General features: G+C 41.2%; 9 protein-coding genes. 8 read left to right on the top strand and 1 reads right to left on the bottom strand.

Annotated elements, in window-relative coordinates; translation table 11 throughout:
- Positions 1-47: 47 nt before the first annotated feature.
- Positions 48-2066, top strand: coding sequence for a penicillin-binding transpeptidase domain-containing protein (locus tag DCC39_RS04115; protein ID WP_165820770.1), 2019 nt, complete (start codon positions 48-50; stop codon positions 2064-2066).
- 127 nt (positions 2067-2193) lie between these two features.
- On the opposite strand, the gene DCC39_RS04120 is transcribed toward DCC39_RS04115, so the two are convergent.
- Entirely contained in the window at positions 2194-3639 is a 1446-nt protein-coding gene (locus tag DCC39_RS04120; RefSeq protein WP_116553620.1) for a PAS domain-containing sensor histidine kinase, read from the bottom strand.
- A gap of 154 nt (positions 3640-3793) precedes the next feature.
- Between DCC39_RS04120 and pxpB the strand changes: the two genes are divergently transcribed.
- The 7 genes from pxpB to DCC39_RS04155 all read left to right on the top strand — a co-directional run bounded on the left by pxpB (position 3794) and on the right by DCC39_RS04155 (position 18087).
- Positions 3794-4522, top strand: a complete 729-nt coding sequence (pxpB, locus tag DCC39_RS04125) for a 5-oxoprolinase subunit PxpB (protein ID WP_116553621.1) — start codon at positions 3794-3796, stop codon at positions 4520-4522.
- 1 nt (position 4523) lies between these two features.
- Positions 4524-5288 carry a LamB/YcsF family protein gene (locus DCC39_RS04130; RefSeq protein WP_116553622.1) on the top strand — a complete coding sequence of 255 codons (765 nt, stop codon included), beginning with the start codon at positions 4524-4526 and terminating at the stop codon, positions 5286-5288.
- Positions 5289-6224: a 5-oxoprolinase subunit C family protein gene (locus tag DCC39_RS04135; protein ID WP_116553623.1), complete on the top strand. Its 936-nt coding sequence runs from the start codon at positions 5289-5291 to the stop codon at positions 6222-6224.
- A gap of 16 nt (positions 6225-6240) precedes the next feature.
- Positions 6241-9687 (top strand): helicase-exonuclease AddAB subunit AddB, encoded by a 3447-nt coding sequence (gene addB / locus DCC39_RS04140; RefSeq protein ID WP_116553624.1) that lies wholly within the window; start codon positions 6241-6243, stop codon positions 9685-9687.
- Positions 9684-13403, top strand: coding sequence for a helicase-exonuclease AddAB subunit AddA (gene addA, locus DCC39_RS04145; protein WP_116553625.1), 3720 nt, complete (start codon positions 9684-9686; stop codon positions 13401-13403). The genes addB and addA overlap by 4 nt, the downstream gene beginning before the upstream one ends.
- A gap of 24 nt (positions 13404-13427) precedes the next feature.
- On the top strand, positions 13428-14588 hold the full coding sequence (locus tag DCC39_RS04150) for an exonuclease SbcCD subunit D (RefSeq protein ID WP_116553626.1): 1161 nt from the start codon (positions 13428-13430) through the stop codon (positions 14586-14588).
- A 130-nt stretch (positions 14589-14718) separates the two neighbouring features.
- Complete coding sequence (locus DCC39_RS04155; RefSeq protein WP_116553627.1) at positions 14719-18087, top strand: SbcC/MukB-like Walker B domain-containing protein; 3369 nt, start codon at positions 14719-14721, stop codon at positions 18085-18087.
- Positions 18088-18094 lie beyond the last annotated feature (7 nt).

Raw genomic sequence — 18094 nt, forward strand, 5'->3', positions numbered from 1 at the left:
TTTTTGATACACTTATGAGGAAAAGTAAAATTTACGGGGGAAAACAAATGAAGATAAAAGTACCACTATTTTTATTTTTTATACTTATATTCTCTCTTATTGGGTGCAATAAGGAAGAAACGCCAGAAGAGAGAACAACTCAATTTTTAAACAGCTGGGAGAAACAACAATTTGATAAAATGTATGATCAACTTTCTGCAGATAGTAAAAAAAATATAACGAAAGACGAGTTTGTTGAGCGTTACGAGACAATTTATGAAGGAATACAGGCTGACAAGCTTAAACTGGAAGCGAAGTTTCCTGAAGATGGGGTGAAAGAAAACAAAGAGGGCGGCACAGAGGTGGAATTTTCATTACATATGCAAACCATTGCCGACGAAGTAAACTTTACCGAAAACCTGTCCCTCGTGAAAGAAAAGACTGAGGATGGAAATAAATGGGCCGTCCATTGGGATCCTTCACTTATCTTTCCTTCGATGGAAGAAGGAGATAAGGTCCGCATTGAAACACACCGGGCTGAAAGGGGAGAAATTGTTGATCGAAGCGGAAAGGGTCTGGCGGTAAATGGAAAAGTATTGAATATCGGAATTGTCCCCGAGCGTTTGCCGGAGGATGCTAAAACATCCTATGAACAATTAGCTGATTTGATTGGCTCCACTGTGGAAGATATAGAAAAGAAACTGAACGCCACGTGGGTAAAGCCAGATACGTTCGTACCGATTACGAAAATCGCGAAAGATGATAAAAGATTAAATCAATTAATGGAGATAAAAGGCGTAACGTACCAAGAAGTGAGCGCCCGCGTTTATCCTTTTAAACAAATTGCCGCCCATTTGACCGGCTATGTACAAGAAATTAATAAAGAAGAGCTTGATGAACGAAAATCAAAAGGCTATCAAACAGGAGACTTAATAGGAAAAAGCGGATTGGAGCAAGTTTTTGAAGATAAGCTCCGGGGGCAAAACGGAGGGCGCATTTATATCGTCGATAAAGATGGCACAGAAAAAGATGAAATTGCCAATAAAAACGCGATCGATGGAGAAACCATTGCTTTAACAATCGATATCAATATTCAAAAACAAGTCTTCAAGCAGCTCGAAGGCGAAGCAGGTACATCTGCAGCGATTAACCCGATGACTGGCGAAGTTCTTGTACTTGCGAGCAGCCCATCATATGATCCGAATCAATTTGTTCTTGGGATGACAAGCGAAGAATGGAAAGCGCTAAATGAGGATCCGAAAAAACCGTTGTTGAATCGTTTCGCAAGTACATATCCTCCTGGCTCTGTATTTAAGCCGATTACTGGTGCGATTGCTTTAGAGACGTCTGCCATATCTGAAGAAACGGCAGTAAATGTGAATGGGCTAAAGTGGCAAGCAGACAATTCGTGGGGAGATTATTATATTACCCGTGTCAGCGATCCGGGAAAACCAATTGACCTAAAGAATGCATTTATTTATTCAGATAATATTTATTTTGCTCAGGCAGCATTAAAAATCGGTGGACAAAAATTTCTAGAACGTTCAAAAGACTTTGGGATTGGCGAAAAACTTCCAATTGAATACCCAATCGAAACATCGCAACTGGTGGAAAATTCATTTGACAGCCAGATTCAGCTTGCTGATTCAGGTTATGGACAAGGGAAAGTGGAAATGAGCATTCTCCACACGGCTATTTCTTTTACACCATTTATAAATGAAGGCAATCTATTAAAACCAACGCTGTTAAAAAATGGCCCAGATTCGAATGAGCACGTGTGGAAGGCAAACGCGATTAAGGACGAAACAGCTTCAATTATTAATCAATCGCTAATCGAAGTCGTCGAGCATCCCGATGGAACAGGCAAAGGTGTTAAAATCAAAGGGAAACAAATGGCAGGGAAAACTGGGACGGCAGAACTTAAAAAGAGCCGTGATGAAAAAGGCCAGGAGAATGGTTTGTTTGTAGCGTACGACAACGAAAATCCAACACTCCTCGTTGCCATGCAAATTGAAAATGTTGAAGACCGTGGCGGCAGCAAAGCCGTCGTTCCAAAAGTAAAGCAAATATTTTTGGAAACCAAATAGCAATAGAGGCAATTTGATTTTATAAGTCACAACATCGGGAAATCAGGTAGGGCTTCTCGACCTTGCCTGATTGAACGTGCGCTGCACTGGGAGGTGGAGGCGAAAACCGCAAAGAAAACATATGTGTTCAATTTGAATGTTGACTTTTTGGCAAAATGATTTTTACAACAGTCCCTTTATTTACTTTACTCGTAATTTTTATTGTGCCGTTATGGTTTTTCACAATTCGTTTACAAATCATTAATCCGAGTCCTGTGCCCTTTTCTTTTGTACTGTAAAAGGGCTCTCCAAGTTTTGGCAAACGATCGTTTGGAATGCCAATGCCATTATCGGTGATCTTTATTAAAACCTTGTTTCCGTTTATCCATTTCGTTTCAATTAAAATTTTTCCGTCTTTAAATGACGCTTCGATTGCGTTCTTTATAATATTAATAAGCACCTGCTTCAATTTATCTGGTTCACAGTCAACTGTCATGTTTTCTTCACTGAATATCGTGGCAATCTCGATGTTTTTCATAATGGCTTGTGTGTTTAAAAGTGATACGATGTCATCGATTAATTTGTTAAGATTGCTGCGTTCGAAATGTTTAATTTCAGGTTTGGCCAAAATCAATAAGTCACTTACAATCTTTTCGATCCGATTAAGTTCAGATAACATGACGTCAACGTATTGGTTGTTGTTTTCTTCACCAATGAGTTGGGTAAAGCCTTTAATCGCTGTAAGCGGGTTTCGGATTTCATGGGCAATCCCAGCAGCCAGATGGCCGACAACAGAAAGCTTTTCTGTCTGCTGAAGTTTTTCCTCCGTCAGTTTTTGCTCGGTGATGTCGTGAATAATTACTTGCATCGTCTTTCTGCCTTTATAGACAGTGGGAATCAGCTTCATGTTGATATATTTTTTTTCTTGATCATTGCGAATGATGGTTGTTTCCATCGATCGAATAAGGTTCGTATGGTTGTGCGGCGATTCGATACGTTCTCTAATTTTGGAATGGTCTTTTGGAATGATAAAGTCATAGATTGTTTTCCCAATGATTTCATAGGTGCTTGTGGCTCCGAACAATTTTTTTCCCGTTTCATTAATAAATGTAAAGGCGCCTTCTTCTTTCGTAATAATTCCAATCGTATCATGGGAATGTTCAACAAGCTGTTGGTATTTCTCGATGTTTTCTTTTAATTCCTGTTCGGCAAGTTTCCGGGTCGTTATGTCACGGGAAATGCATAATATGAGCTCTTCCTCGTTTTCGGCCGTTTGATTTATCGGCTGGATTGTTGTTTCAAGCCATATATAGTCTCCTTCTCTTCTTCGAATCCTGCATGCGACATTTTTATGAAATTCCTTTAACACGCCTTGTGTGCCGATGTATTCTCTATCAAAAGGGTGAAGCAATTCGAACAGCGTTCTTCCAATGAGCTCCTCCGGCTCATATTTAAGAAGTTGAAGTGAGGCAGAAGAAGCATAAACAAATGTTCCATCCAGTTGATGCAACGAAATTAAATCAGATGAATGTTCGAGGATACGTTCGGCTAGCAGGTTTTCGACCGAGAAAGTAGGTTTATTGAATTGATCCATGCTGAGTATGTCCCCTTTTGCGATTAGTACTACACTAATAATACCATTTTTAGTCCGAAAAAGATGAATTTAATCAGTTTTTCATTAAGACTTAATATAAAAGGAAACTTCCATTATTTCACTGTTTTTCGTTAAAGAACGAAGGAGGGATATTATGGGACCTACGATCACACCGATAGGGGATTGTGGAATACGGATTCACTTCGGAGATGAAGTATCGGTTAAAACGAACCAGAAAATCATTGCGTATAAGTCGCTATTAGAAAAAAAAGATTGCGAAGGAATTACCGACATCGTTCCGGGTTATACGACCCTCTCTCTTTTCTATGATCCGTCGCGTTACACATACAAACAAATGTTTCACATAATCGAAGAGATTCATGATAAAGTAAAGATAGCGCCTGAGAAAAAAGCGGTTATCTACCATATTCCAACGTGTTACGGTGAACCGTACGGCGTTGATCTTCATGTTGTTGCAAAATGTAACGGCATCTCTCCTGAAGAAGTCATCGCAATTCATTCAGGCAAAAACTATTACATTTATATGTTAGGATTTTTACCTGGATTTCCGTATTTAGGCGGACTTGAGAAGAGAATCGCGACGCCAAGGCTTGACACGCCAAGATTGAAAGTGCCTGCTGGCTCAGTAGGCATTGCAGGGGAGCAGACGGGCATTTATCCACTCGACTCTCCCGGCGGTTGGCGAATAATCGGCAGAACGCCTGTTAAATTATTTGAGCCTGAAAGAGAGCCGTCGATTTTATTTGAAGCGGGAAATTACATCCGCTTTGAGCCGATTGAAGCAGATGAATTTCATGTGATCATCGAAAAGGTAGAAAACGCAGCATATCGTATAAAAACAACTGAATATGTGGGAGGTTAGCATGGAAAGTATTGACTTAAATTGTGATGCTGGAGAAAGCTTCGGAAGGTATTCCCTTGGCAATGATAAGGAGTTATTTAAACTCGTTACATCAGTGAATGTTGCTTGCGGTTATCATGCTGGCGATCATAATATTATGGCCAAAACTGTTAAACTTGCAGAGGAAAATAATGTTTCTATTGGCGCTCATCCGGGCTATCAAGATATAAACGGATTTGGCCGCAGAGACATGTCTCTCTCACTTGATGAAATCTATAATCTGATGATCTATCAATTAGGCGCATTAAAAACAATGGCAGAAGTCCAAGGGGTAAAGTTAAACCATGTGAAGCCGCACGGTGCATTATATAATCTCGCGGCAAAAAATCGTGATGTCGCGTTTACGGTAGCAAAAGCGGTGAAAGCCGTTGATGATAAATTAACGCTTTACGGCTTGTCTGGGAGTGAGCTTTGTTCCGCCGGCGAAGAAACCGGCCTTAAAGTGGCCCACGAAGTATTTGCTGACCGGACGTATCAATCTGATGGGACACTCACGCCGAGGTCTGAACCGAATGCACTCATTCATCGTACAAATGAAGCGGCGGATCAAATTCTTCACATTGTTAAGCACGGAAAAGTAAGAACTGTAAATGGCGATGAAATTCCTTTGAAGGCAGATACTGTTTGTATCCATGGAGACGGAGAACACGCCATACCATTTGCAAAAACATTAATTCAGCGCTTGGAAAAAGAACAAATTTTTATTAAGAAAATTGAGGCTAAATAAATGGGTATACCGATTTTTTCTGTAATAAAGCCCGGTTTGTTTACAACGTTCCAAGATGAGGGAAGAAAAAGCTATCAAGCGCTTGGCATCCCTGTGTCGGGGGCCATGGATTCGTTTGCCCACAAAGCGGCGAATATTCTTGTCGGCAATCGGAGGAATGCCGCTGTTTTAGAAGTGACGATATCAGGCCCCGAGCTTCAAGTTGAAAACGATGCTGTCATTTCGATTTGCGGCGCCAACCTATCCCCCAAGATTAATGGATTAAAGGCGCCGCTATGGACAAGCTTCCCAGTAAAGCGAGGAGACATTCTGTCATTCGGAAAAAATGTGTCCGGTGCAAGAAGTTATATTAGCGTAGCGGGAGAATTTGAAATTCCCTGTATGCTTGGAAGCCAGTCGACCGATACAAAATCAAAATTTGGCCGTCCATTAAAAAAAGGTGATGCCATCTATCGTGTGGCTTTACAATCCAGTTTTAAAAACAGACAAAGAATCCGGCCAAATGATCTTCTTCATTATAGAGACAAGGTACAGCTTAGGGTCCTTCTTGGCCCACATCTTGACTGTTTTTCGAATGATACAATTTCAACGTTTTTAAAAAATGAATTTATCGTTTCGCCGCATTCAGATCGGATGGGTTATCGGCTTGAAGGCATGGAAGTACCTCATGCGAAGGAACCCGGCATATTGTCTGAAGCTGTTTCATTCGGAAGCATTCAAGTGCCTGAATCAGGAAAGCCAATCATTTTAATGGCCGATCGGCAAACAACAGGCGGCTACCCCATTTTAGCGACCGTTATTTCAGTTGATTTGCCGCTATTAGCACAAGCAGTTCCAGGTACAATCATTCATTTTAAAGAAACGACAGTCGAAGAAGCGCAAGCAGCCTATCGAAAAAGAGAAACCTGGTTTCGCATATTAGAAAAATTGAAATAAAAGGCGAGGGTTATACATGTCTGTACGCTTTATCATCGGAAGATCCGGTTACGGAAAAACACATCAATGCTTGCAAGAAATCCGAAATAAATTAGAGGAAGAGCCGCAAGGAACACCACTTATCTATGTAGTGCCTGATCAAATGACATTCCAATCGGAACGGGCGCTTGCGACATCCGCCGGGCTTTCTGGCATGATTCGCGCGCAAGTGTTTAGCTTTTCAAGGCTTGCATGGAAGGTCCTGCAAGAAACAGGCGGGCTCGCTCGCACCCACTTAACATCAGTCGGAATAAATATGATGCTTCGGAAAATCATTGAAAAAAACCGCCCACGGCTTCATGTTTTTCGAAATGCTGCTGATAAAGCAGGTTTTATTGACAAGACAGCTGAGATGCTCATTGAATTTAAACGTTATTGCATTGAGCCTGGAAGTTTTTTCATTGAAGAGGCAGGTAAAAATAAATCATTTTATGATAAACTTCATGACCTTGAAGTCATCTATCATCAATTTGAGAAAGAATTGAAGGGCAAGTACATTGACGCGGAAGACAACTTATCATTGCTTGCTGAGAAGATTCCTTACTCATCTTATATAAGAAATGCGGAAATTTGGGTTGATGGCTTCCATAGCTTTACTCCGAATGAATATGTTGTTTTAGAGGCGCTTATAAAGCACGTTCAAAGAATATCTTTCACATTCACAATGGATGGACGTTATGAAGACGCTCCGGATGAGCTCAATCTTTTTCACGAAAATATTAGAAACTATCATACGTTAAGACAAATTTCCAGCGAATCGGGTGCAGACATTGAGCAGCCTATCATATTACAGAAGCCTTACCGATTTCACGCTTCTTCACTTGCTTTCTTAGAAAAGGAATATGACAGACGCCCTGCTAAAACGACTGAGGAAAACGATGGGTTAAGCTTGGCGGCTGCGGTAAACCGCAGAGCAGAAGTGGAAGCCATCGCAAGGGAAATTCTCTCACTCGTGAGGGACAACAATTATAGGTACCGGGATATAAGCATCATGGCCCGTAATTTATCAAGCTATGAAGATTTAATTAAGACCATTTTTGCCGACTATCATCTTCCTTATTTTCTTGATGAAAAACGCCCAATGCTTAATCATCCGCTTATCGAATTTATTCGTTCAGTATTTGACATTTTGACTGGAAATTGGCGATACGAAGCGATTTTTCGCGCGGCGAAAACTGATTTTTTTACTCCTTTACATGAGTATGACCAGCTTGAACATGTGAGAAATGAGTTTGATAAACTCGAAAACTTATCATTGAAACTCGGTTTGCAAGGAAACCGCTGGAAAAATGAAAAACTATGGCATGTTCTGCTGGAAAAAGAAAATGAAAAGGATAAAGAAAAAATTGAACGGTTGCTTGAACTTCGCCATTACATTTCTGATCCGCTTAATCGGTTAGAGGAGGATTTGAGAAAAGCAAAAACCGGCAGAGACACGGCTGAAGCGCTTTACGAATTTTTAATTCGCCTTGAAGCCCCGGAAAAAATAAACTTTTGGCTGAAAAAGGCGGAAGCGGAAGGTAATTTAACTACCGCACGTGAACACGATCAAGCATGGAAAGCAATGATTTCGTTTTTGGATGAATTTGTAGAAATTATCGGCAATGATGACATGAATATTGACTTGTTCGCGAAAATCATTGAATCCGGCCTTGAAAGCATGAAGTTTTCTCTCGTTCCTCCGGCGCTTGACCAAGTTTTAATCGGAAGTTTAGATCGCTCCCGCTATACGGATGTAAAATGTGTCTTTTTAATCGGTGCGAATGAAGGGGTTTTGCCAGCCAAACCGGTTGAAGACGGATTGTTAACGGAGCAGGAAAGGGAAACATTGGCACAGGCAGGAATTTTATTGGCGCCTGGAAGCACAAGGCGTTTACTGGATGAGCAGTTTTATATTTATTTAGCATTGTCGACAGCTGAGGACAAGCTTTGGGTGACGTATCCTCTAGCAGATGAAGAAGGTGGATCCCTTTTCCCGTCTCCGATTATTGGCAGATTGAAAGAGCTGTTTCCAACGATGGAAGAGAAGCTATGGCTTGCTGAACCAGGCAACGATGAAGGTGAACTGCATTTTATTACGAACCCGCAGAAAACGTTGTCTTTTTTATCTGGTAAATTAAGAAATTGGCAGCGGGGCTATCCGACTTCACCACTATGGTGGCATGCTTACAATTGGTATGTTGAACACGACTATGCAAAAGAAACGCAATTGCTGATTCGCAGCTTATTTTATAAAAACGAAGCAGGTCCGCTTTCACAGGAGACAAGCTCAGAGCTATACGGAGATGTGATCCAAGTGAGCGTGTCGCGAATGGAAACCTTTCAGTCATGTCCGTTCCAACAATTCGCATCATATGGTCTGCGATTAAAGGAAAGGCCCCTCTTTAAGCTTGATGCACCGGACATTGGGCAGCTTTTCCATGATTCCCTTAATTTGATTGCCGAAGAGCTAAGGCAGCGCGAAATGGAATGGGCTAGCTTAAATGAGAGGCAATGCTTTGAAATCGCATCGCGCATTGTTGATTTTCTTGCGCCGACATTACAGAGTGAAATTCTATTAAGCTCCAATCGCCACAACTATTTAACAAGAAAATTAAAACAAGTTGTCGGCAGGGCTGCGAATGTGTTAGCAAAGCAAGCGCGGCGAAGCGGTTTTTCCCCGATTGGGCTTGAATTAGCATTTGGAAAAGGTGCACCCCTTCCGCCTGTCATCTATGAACTTGACAATGGTGTAAAAATTGAAGTTGTCGGCCGAATTGACCGCGTTGATCGCGCGATTGGCGAGCAGGGCATGCTTCTAAGGGTAATTGACTATAAATCAAGCACAAGGGATTTAAGCTTGGCTGAAGTGTATTTCGGCATATCGATGCAAATGCTGACATACTTGGATGTCGTCATTGCCCATGCTCCAAAATGGCTTGGAAAAGAAGCCATCCCAGCAGGTGTATTATATTTCCATGTTCATAATCCAATGCTTGATCTTCCACGAGGTTCCTTGCAGACAGATGTTGAGGATGAGCTGTTCAAAAAATTTAAAATGAAAGGCTTAGTGTTAAACGATATGGAAGCCATTTCTTTAATGGATGAACAAGCTCTTGAAAAAGACTCAGATATTATTCCCGTCGCGTTTAAAAAAGACGGTTCGTTAAAGAAATATTCCAAAGCCGTATCTCATAATCAATTTAATCTCATCCGTTCTCATGTGAGAGATTTGACAAAAACAATCGGAACGAGACTGACAAAAGGGATTGTTGATATTTCACCGTACCGGTTAAAGGATAAAACGCCGTGTGACTTTTGTGATTATCGGCCTCTTTGCCAATTTGATCAATCGATCGTGGACAATAGTTACCGGATTATAAAAGCAGAAAAAGACGATGTCATTTTACAGAAAATGATGGAAGAAAGGGATGCAAACGAATGACCAGCCTTCCGCAAAAACCTAAAGATGCGCATTGGACGGACGAGCAATGGGCAGCCATTGCTACACGCAACCAAAATACTCTTGTTGCAGCAGCTGCTGGTTCCGGTAAAACAGCCGTGCTTGTTGAAAGAATTATTCATCAACTAATGAATGTTGAAGACCCTATAGATGTTGATCGGCTGCTCGTTGTCACATTTACAAATGCGGCGGCTGCTGAAATGCGCCAGCGGGTTGGCGAGGCGCTGGAAGCCGCACTTTCGTTGCAGCCTGGAAATCTTCACCTTCGGAGGCAGCTTTCAATTTTGAACCGGGCATCCATCTCAACCCTTCATTCTTTTTGCATTGAAGTGCTGAGGAAATATTACTATAAATTGGCGCTCGATCCTGAATTCCGCATTCTTGATGAAACAGAAGCTGCGATTATGCGCGAAGAAATCATGGAAGAATTGTTTGAAGAAAATTACAGCAAACAAGATAACGAGCCATTCTTCCAGCTTGTTGACACGTATTCCAGTGATCGAAGCGATGCTGGGCTTCAGCGGCTTGTGGAAAGGCTTTACGACTTTTCGAGAAGCCATCCGTGGCCTGAACATTGGCTTGATGAGATTGTGGGCCTTTACGAAGTAGCTGACGTGGAAACGATCGATGAAATTCCTTGGGTCAATGATTTACTTGGTGAAATCAATCATCAGCTTCAAGATGCGAAAACGTTGTTGGAACGGGCGGAACAGCTTGTTGCTGTTTCAGGCGGCCCGCGCCCTTACGGAGAAGCGATCCAAAGCGATTTGGCGCAGGTTACGAATTTAATGAAAGCCGGAAAAAGCTGGAACTTGCTTTATGAAGTGTTTCAAGAATTGTCATTTCCTTCATTGAAACGCATTAGTAAAAAAGATGAAGTCAACGAGTATTTAAAAGAAGAAGTAAAAAGCCTTCGCAATACAGCAAAAGACATAATCCAATCCGTTCACGAGCTATTTTTCTCAAGAGCGCCTCATGACTATTTGGAAGATCAAACGAAAATGTCACCTTTAATTAAAACATTGGTTCAATTAGTGAAAGAATTTGGCGATCGCTTTTATGCAGCCAAGCTTGAAAAAGGCGTTCTTGATTTTTCAGATTTGGAACATTGTTGTCTAAAGGTTTTGCTTGAAGAAGGATCAACGCCAAGCAACTTTATACCTTCCGAAACGGCGCTTGATTATAAGGAACAATTTATCGAAGTACTTGTCGACGAGTACCAAGATACAAACCTTGTTCAAGAAACGATTATTCAGCTCGTTTCAAAAGATAATAACCTGTTCATGGTGGGCGATGTCAAGCAAAGCATTTACCGCTTTCGCCTTGCAGAACCTTCCCTTTTTCTTGAAAAATACAAGTCATTTTCAAAAAAAGGGAATGAGAACGGGCTGCGGATTGACTTGTCTAGAAATTTTCGAAGCCGGGCAGAAGTGATAAATGGGACGAACTTTATTTTTAGGCAAATCATGAATGAATCAATTGGCGAACTTGAGTACGGCAAGGACGCGGAATTAATCGATGGCCTCGATTATCCCGAAACAGACAATACAGAAATTGAAATGCTTCTCATTGACCGTTCCGGAGCAAATGCTGAGGAAGAGACTATAGAAGATGTAGAAGAAGCCGAAAGAGAACAGTTGGAAGCTAGTTTAATCGCGAATAAAATTAAACAATTAATCGGCAAAGACGGGGAAAAACAATCCCTCGTTTATGATAAAAAACTGAAACGGATGCGGCCGATTACGTATCGGGATATCGTCATCCTGATGCGATCGACTAGCACGGCAGCAGGAACGGTCATGGAAGAGTTAAAAAGGCACGGCATTCCAGCATACGTTGAAATGTCGACAGGCTATTTCGAAGCGACAGAAATTGCGGTTATGATGTCACTGCTTAAAATTATTGATAATCCCGATCAAGATATTCCGCTTGCTTCAGTTCTTCGTTCCCCAATTGTTGGGTTAACGGAGGAAGAACTTGCAAACATTCGAATCGCCGATCGAAGTGGAAGTTTCTTTGATGCAATGAAAACGCTCATTGAACAAAATGATACGACCGAATTACACGTAAAACTTGGAGACTTTTATGGCAAGCTTGTCAATTGGCGCACAGTCGCCAGGCAAGGGGCATTGTCAGATGTAATCTGGCAAATTTACCGCGAGACCCATTATTATGATTTTGTCGGCGGGCTTCCCGGGGGGATGCAGCGGCAAGCAAATTTACGCGCACTTTATGACCGTGCAAGGCAATATGAGAAAACATCGTTTCGCGGGTTATTTCGTTTTTTGCGTTTCATCGAACGAATGCAAGATAAAGGCAAGGATCTCGGAACCGCAAGAGCGCTTGGCGAGCAGGAAGATGTCGTCAGGCTTATGACGATTCATAAAAGTAAAGGCCTCGAATTCCCGGTCGTTTTTATCGCTGGACTTTCAAAGCAGTTTAATATGCAAGATTTGAATGCTAAAGTGTTATTGCACAAAAATTATGGCCTCGGAACGAAATTTATCGATACAGACAATCGGATTTCTTATCCAACATTGCTACAACTAGGGATAAAGGAGCAAATGCACAAGGAACTATTGGCAGAGGAAATGCGAGTGCTGTATGTCGCAATGACGAGGGCAAGGGAAAAACTTTTTCTCATTGCAACAGTAAAAGAGGCTGAAAAGCAAATTCAAAAATGGCAGCAGCATCTCTGGAACCAAAACTGGCTGCTGGCGGATTACGAGCGGCGAAAAAGCAAATCTTATCTTGATTGGCTAGGTCCCGCACTGATCCGGCATAAACATAGTGAAATATTGCGAAGCTATCTTGAGGTCACTGAAGTTCAAGGAAATGATATCTATCTTGATGAATCGAAATGGAACGTTTCGATCGTACCAGCGATGCAGCTGATTACCGTCGATGAAAATGAACAACTTCAAGATGACGAAAAGATCAAACGCCTTAGAGATGGGCGACCAGTTTCTGTTGAGAACGATTATAGAAATGAAGTGTACGGACACCTTAGTTGGACTTATCCAAATCAGCCACTCACAGAAATCAAATCAAAGCAGACGGTTACCGAACTAAAACGCCAAAATGAATGGCTTGATGAACAGAGCGACCAGGTTTATGTCACTAGCTTTAGCCATCCTGCTCAGGAACGGCCGCGTTTTTTACAGAAAAATAAACTTACCGCTGCAGAACGCGGAACGGCGATGCATACCCTTATGCAGCATTTGCCATTTGCAAAAACGGTCACAGAAACAGTTCTTCGGGAATTACTCGATAAATTAGTGAATAAGGAAATTTTGACGGTAGACCAAGCAAAAGCAATCGATCTATCGCTCATTTTAGATTTTGCGAAAACGCCGCTTTTCGACAAGCTTGCCGAGGCTTCCAAAACGTATAGAGAAACGCCTTTTACTTATTCTCTTCCAGCCGCCGGAAGCAATGATCGCGATGAGAGAGTGATTATTCAGGGGGTCATTGACCTTGTCATTGAGGAAAAAGATGGGTTAATTTTACTTGATTACAAAACGGATGCCATCACTGGGCGCTTTCAAAAAGGGATGGAAGAAGCAGAACCGATTTTGAAGAAACGATATGAAGTTCAGCTTTCCCTATATGAAAAAGCAATTCATGAGATTTGGAAAAAGCCTGTCAAAGAGAAGTATTTGTATTTCTTTGATGGAAGCCATATTTTACAGCTTTAATTTCTTATTTAAGTTGGTGAAATGATGAGGATTCTTCATACTGCGGATTGGCATTTTGGAAAAACGCTTGAAGGAAGAAGCCGCCATGCGGAGCAAGAACAATTTATTGATGAATTGTGTGAAATCGCCCAAAGCGAAAACATTGATGTCATTCTAATTGCAGGGGATGTTTATGACACAGTCAATCCCCCTGCGGCCTCTGAACAGCTTTTTTACGATTCACTTGCGAGGCTTGCAGACTATGGAAAACGTAAAGTCATCGTTATAGCGGGAAACCATGACAACCCTGAACGTCTTGCAGCTGCAACACCAATCGCAATCAAACATGGAATCACGCTTATCGGCACGCCGATTATGCAAGCAGTGACGGCCTATGTTGAAAAGACGGGAGAAGTCTTGAAGGTGGCGGCGCTCCCGTACCCCTCTGAGTCAAGACTGAAAGAGCTTTTGACAGAATCACAGGCAGAAGAAGTGCTTCAACAGGTATACCAAGAGCGCGTTGGACACCTTTTTAATAAGCTTTGTTCTGGTTTTTCGAACGATAGCGTGAACATATTGACGAGCCATTTATTTGTTGCCGGCGGCCGTGAAAGCGATTCAGAGCGTCCGATTCAAGTTGGCGGCGCCTATACGATCCATCCTTCTTTCTTTCCGGAAACCGCGCAATATGTCGCACTCGGGCATCTTCATCGCCCTCAATATATTCGCTCGGCGAAAACAACGGCAAGGTACGCAGGCTCCCCGCTTGCTTATAGTTTTTCAGAAGCGGGACAAGCAAAGTCAGTAACCATCATTGAGGTTAAACCTGGTGCAGCTGCGTTAGTTGAAGAAGTTTTCTTAAACAGTGGAAAGTCTCTCGTTGAATGGAAGGCTTCTTCGATTCCGGAAATCTACAAATGGCTGGATGAGAGGCGTGACCATAATTGCTGGGTCAATGTTGAAATTGCAAGTGACGGAATGATTGCAATGGAAGATATTCAAAGCATACGAAAAGCCCATGACGGTATTGTACATATCCGCCCCATCTATCGCACAAGCCGTGAAGAAATGGATGAACCCCATTTTTCCACCTTGCCGATCGATGAGCTTTTTACGAGATTTTACGAACGCCAAACGGGTGGCGCCAAACCTGAAGAGGAATTAGTAAAATTGTTTTTTGAACTTATTGCAGATGACGACGATTAATGCATAATCATTGTATTAATCGTTTTTATCAATGAAAAGGAAGTAATGAAAGGTGAATTTTCAGGTGTGATTAAGCGAAATATTGATATAATTGGTGTACTATCTTTTTTATTTTAAAGGGTGAACACATATGCGTCCGATTGAACTTACAATCTCCGGATTACATAGTTTTAGAGAGAAACAAGTTATCAATTTTGAAACGTTAAGAGAAGTTGGCGTATTTGGGATTTTCGGATCGACAGGAAGCGGGAAATCTTCGATACTGGACGCCATGACACTCGCTCTTTATGGAAAAGTGGAAAGAGCAGCGAACAATACACAGGGGATTTTGAACCATGCGGAAAATACAGTTACTGTTTCCTTCACTTTTGAAATTGGAAAATCTGAAAGTGGCGGGCGCTATCGAATTGAACGGACATATAAGCGCAGTGGAGATATCTCGGTTAGAACAAGTCTTTGCCGTTTTGTGGAGATTGGCGAAGAGGAAATCGTCCTTGCTGATAAAGAACGTGAAGTAACAGCTAATGTCCAACAATTGCTTGGTTTAACCATTGATGATTTCACAAGGGCAGTCGTCTTGCCTCAAGGGAAATTTGCCGAATTCCTTTCTTTAAAAGGGGCAGATCGACGGAAAATGTTGGAACGGCTCTTTCATTTGGAAATTTACGGCGAGAGGCTGAATAAACGCCTAAAAACAAAGCTTGAATCAGAAAGATCAAAGCTTAATGAAATTACCGCCTCACAGCTTGAATTAGGTGATGCGACTGCGGAAGATGTCAAAAGAGCAAAAGAAGAAGCGAATAAAGCAGCGCAAAACTTTGCCGTAAAAAAAACGGAGATGGAGAACGCTGAAAAGATCTATCAAGCACAGAGCGAAATTTGGAAATTACAAATTGAGAAACAACAAACCGAAGAAAAAAAGAAAGCATTAGAGCAAGAAGAGCAAGAGATTGATAAATTAAAAAGCGAACTCCATAAAGCCCAGGAGGCGGATCGATTAAAGCCTTATCTAACGGACTTGAATGAAGCTGAAAAGGCAGTATCAGATTGTGAAAAGGATTTGGATGAAATCAGGAAGGAGCTCTTACATACAAGGGAAGAATTTGAAACGGCTAGAAAAGACTATGAAATAACCAAACAGAATCTTGATGAAATGATGCCGAAGCTCATTCAAAAAACGGAAACATTCAAATCGGCCATCGAACTTGAAAAACAGTGGAAAGAAAAGTCTTCTGAAATGGACAAGCTGAAAAAGTCCCTATTATCCATAAAAGAAGAATTGAAAACTGAAGAAAAAATATTGGCTTCCGCCCTTGGCGAATTAAAAAAAGCCATAGATTTGCAGGAAGCATTAGAAGTAGAATTAGACTCTTGCACTGTAACATCCGATGAAAGGCAATCGATTCAAGATGCACTATATGACAAAAGGGCAATAGATGTTTTGAACGAAAAGGAAAAAGAAATTGGAGAAGAGTTGAAAACCTCCAAAAAACAATTTGAAGCAAAACAAAAAGCATACCAACGCAGCTCAGGCATGTTAAAACAACATCAAAAACAAGGCTTAGAATTGTTTCAATCAATAGAAACATTATACAACCAAGCGTCTGAATGTAAGAGGGCATGTGAAAGCTTTGAAAAAAAATTGGTGAAAGAAAAGGAAAAGGCTGAACAAAATTTAGATGATCTGAGGAAAGAGGAGCTGGCGAGAGAACTTCATGCTTCACTTCAAGTTGGCGATCCTTGTCCTGTTTGCGGTTCAATTAATCATCAAAAAAAATCGTTTGAAACGCATTCATCGAGTGATACTGAAGTTGTTAAAGGGAAAATCGAAAAAATAACAACAGCCATTGAAGAAATAAAGACGAAGCATTATGAAATTGATCTTGCAAGAACGAAATCGACGCAACAGATTGAAACACTTAGCGAACATCTGAATGAACAACCTTCGCTCTCTGAGTTTAAGCAGCAATCTTCCGAGTATTCCCTTGCTGAGTTGATTTCTGAGATAAACAATTTAAATCAAGACATCATCGAACAAGAGAATCGTTTGAGACATTTTGTAAGAAACAACAACCAATACGAACAAGAGCTTCTTAAATCAAAATCCGAATGGGAACAAAGTAACGAATTTCATCAAGAACTAGTAAGAAAAATGAAAGAAATAACGACAAAAAAGGAATACGCACTAGAAAGGTGGAAAGAAAAATACCCGCAAAAAAACCTCTCGGAAATTGAACAAGAACAAAAAAACATCAATGAAAGAGATAAGAAAGCGACAGAGTTGAAGTCCCGTTTGCAAGCCAGCATCCCTTACATTCAAAAAAGGCAAAAGACGATTGAACATACTAAAGAATTGCTCGGCAATTTAAAACTAAAGAAAGAAAGAGTTGAATCGGAAGTTCACTACTTGGAAAAAGATGTAAACCAAATAAAAGCCCAAATTGCTCATATTACAAACGGACAACCGGCATCCCAACTGCTGTCAAAAGCGGAACAGCGGCTTATTGAGCTGAAACAAGCTGAAAAAGCAGCCTCTGAACGGTTTAAAATTAAAAACGAACAAAAGCAGGTGTTGGAAAATAAAGAAAATGTCAAGCAAGAACGTTTAAAGCAAATATCCAAACATAAAGAAACCACTCAGAAACGCTGGGACGAACAAGTAACAACTTCTATTTTTGAGAGCAAAGAAGAATTGGAATCCGCTTTCGTTGGCAGCAATCAGCAAGAAGAATGGGAAGCAAGAATTGAATCATTTTTCGAAGCATTTCATGCTGTTACACACGATCTAACCCGGCTAAACAACCAATTAAAAGACAATCAACTAACCGAACAAGAGTGGAAGAAGAGTGAAGATGATTTAAAGCAAAGCAAACAATTGTATAATGAAGCAATGGAGACGAAATCACAGACGGAATATCATTATAAAAATGTAGAACAACGGCATAAACGGTTTATGGAACTAGAAACGATAAGAAAGAAAGCTCAAAAAACGGTTGAACAATTAAGCAAGCTCGAAACCGTATTTCGCGGAAATGCGTTCGTTGAATTTATGGCTGAAGAGCAGCTTATGCAAGTGACAAGGGATGCTTCGGCCAGACTTGGAAATCTCACCCGCCAGCGCTATGCGATTGAAGTGAATTCCGATGGCGGCTTTGTTATACGCGACAATGCAAACGGCGGAGTGAAACGTCCTGTTTCCACATTATCAGGTGGAGAAACTTTTTTAACATCGCTGGCCCTTGCCTTATCATTATCAGCAAACATTCAGCTTAGAGGCAAATATCCACTGGAATTCTTCTTCCTTGATGAAGGGTTCGGAACACTTGATCAGGAATTACTTGATACGGTTATTACATCTCTCGAGAAATTAAACATGGATAACCTTTCGATTGGCGTCATTAGCCATGTTCCAGAATTAAAAGCAAGGCTTGCAAGAAAACTCATCGTTCAGCCAGCTGAACCTTCCGGCAGAGGAAGCCGTATTTCGCTATCAACGTAAAAATTCT

Origin of the sequence: Pueribacillus theae, assembly GCF_003097615.1 — a bacterium.
GTDB classification, from domain to species: domain Bacteria; phylum Bacillota; class Bacilli; order Bacillales; family UBA6769; genus Pueribacillus; species Pueribacillus theae.

What these genes read in the sequence shown, in the direction of transcription:
- DCC39_RS04120 (WP_116553620.1), bottom strand. Translation starts at nt 3,639, where the DNA reads ATGGATCAATTCAATAAACCTACTTTCTCGGTCGAAAACCTGCTAGCC.
- DCC39_RS04130 (WP_116553622.1), top strand. Translation starts at nt 4,524, where the DNA reads ATGGAAAGTATTGACTTAAATTGTGATGCTGGAGAAAGCTTCGGAAGG.
- DCC39_RS04115 (WP_165820770.1), top strand. Translation starts at nt 48, where the DNA reads ATGAAGATAAAAGTACCACTATTTTTATTTTTTATACTTATATTCTCT.
- pxpB (WP_116553621.1), top strand. Translation starts at nt 3,794, where the DNA reads ATGGGACCTACGATCACACCGATAGGGGATTGTGGAATACGGATTCAC.
- DCC39_RS04150 (WP_116553626.1), top strand. Translation starts at nt 13,428, where the DNA reads ATGAGGATTCTTCATACTGCGGATTGGCATTTTGGAAAAACGCTTGAA.
- addA (WP_116553625.1), top strand. Translation starts at nt 9,684, where the DNA reads ATGACCAGCCTTCCGCAAAAACCTAAAGATGCGCATTGGACGGACGAG.
- DCC39_RS04135 (WP_116553623.1), top strand. Translation starts at nt 5,289, where the DNA reads ATGGGTATACCGATTTTTTCTGTAATAAAGCCCGGTTTGTTTACAACG.
- DCC39_RS04155 (WP_116553627.1), top strand. Translation starts at nt 14,719, where the DNA reads ATGCGTCCGATTGAACTTACAATCTCCGGATTACATAGTTTTAGAGAG.
- addB (WP_116553624.1), top strand. Translation starts at nt 6,241, where the DNA reads ATGTCTGTACGCTTTATCATCGGAAGATCCGGTTACGGAAAAACACAT.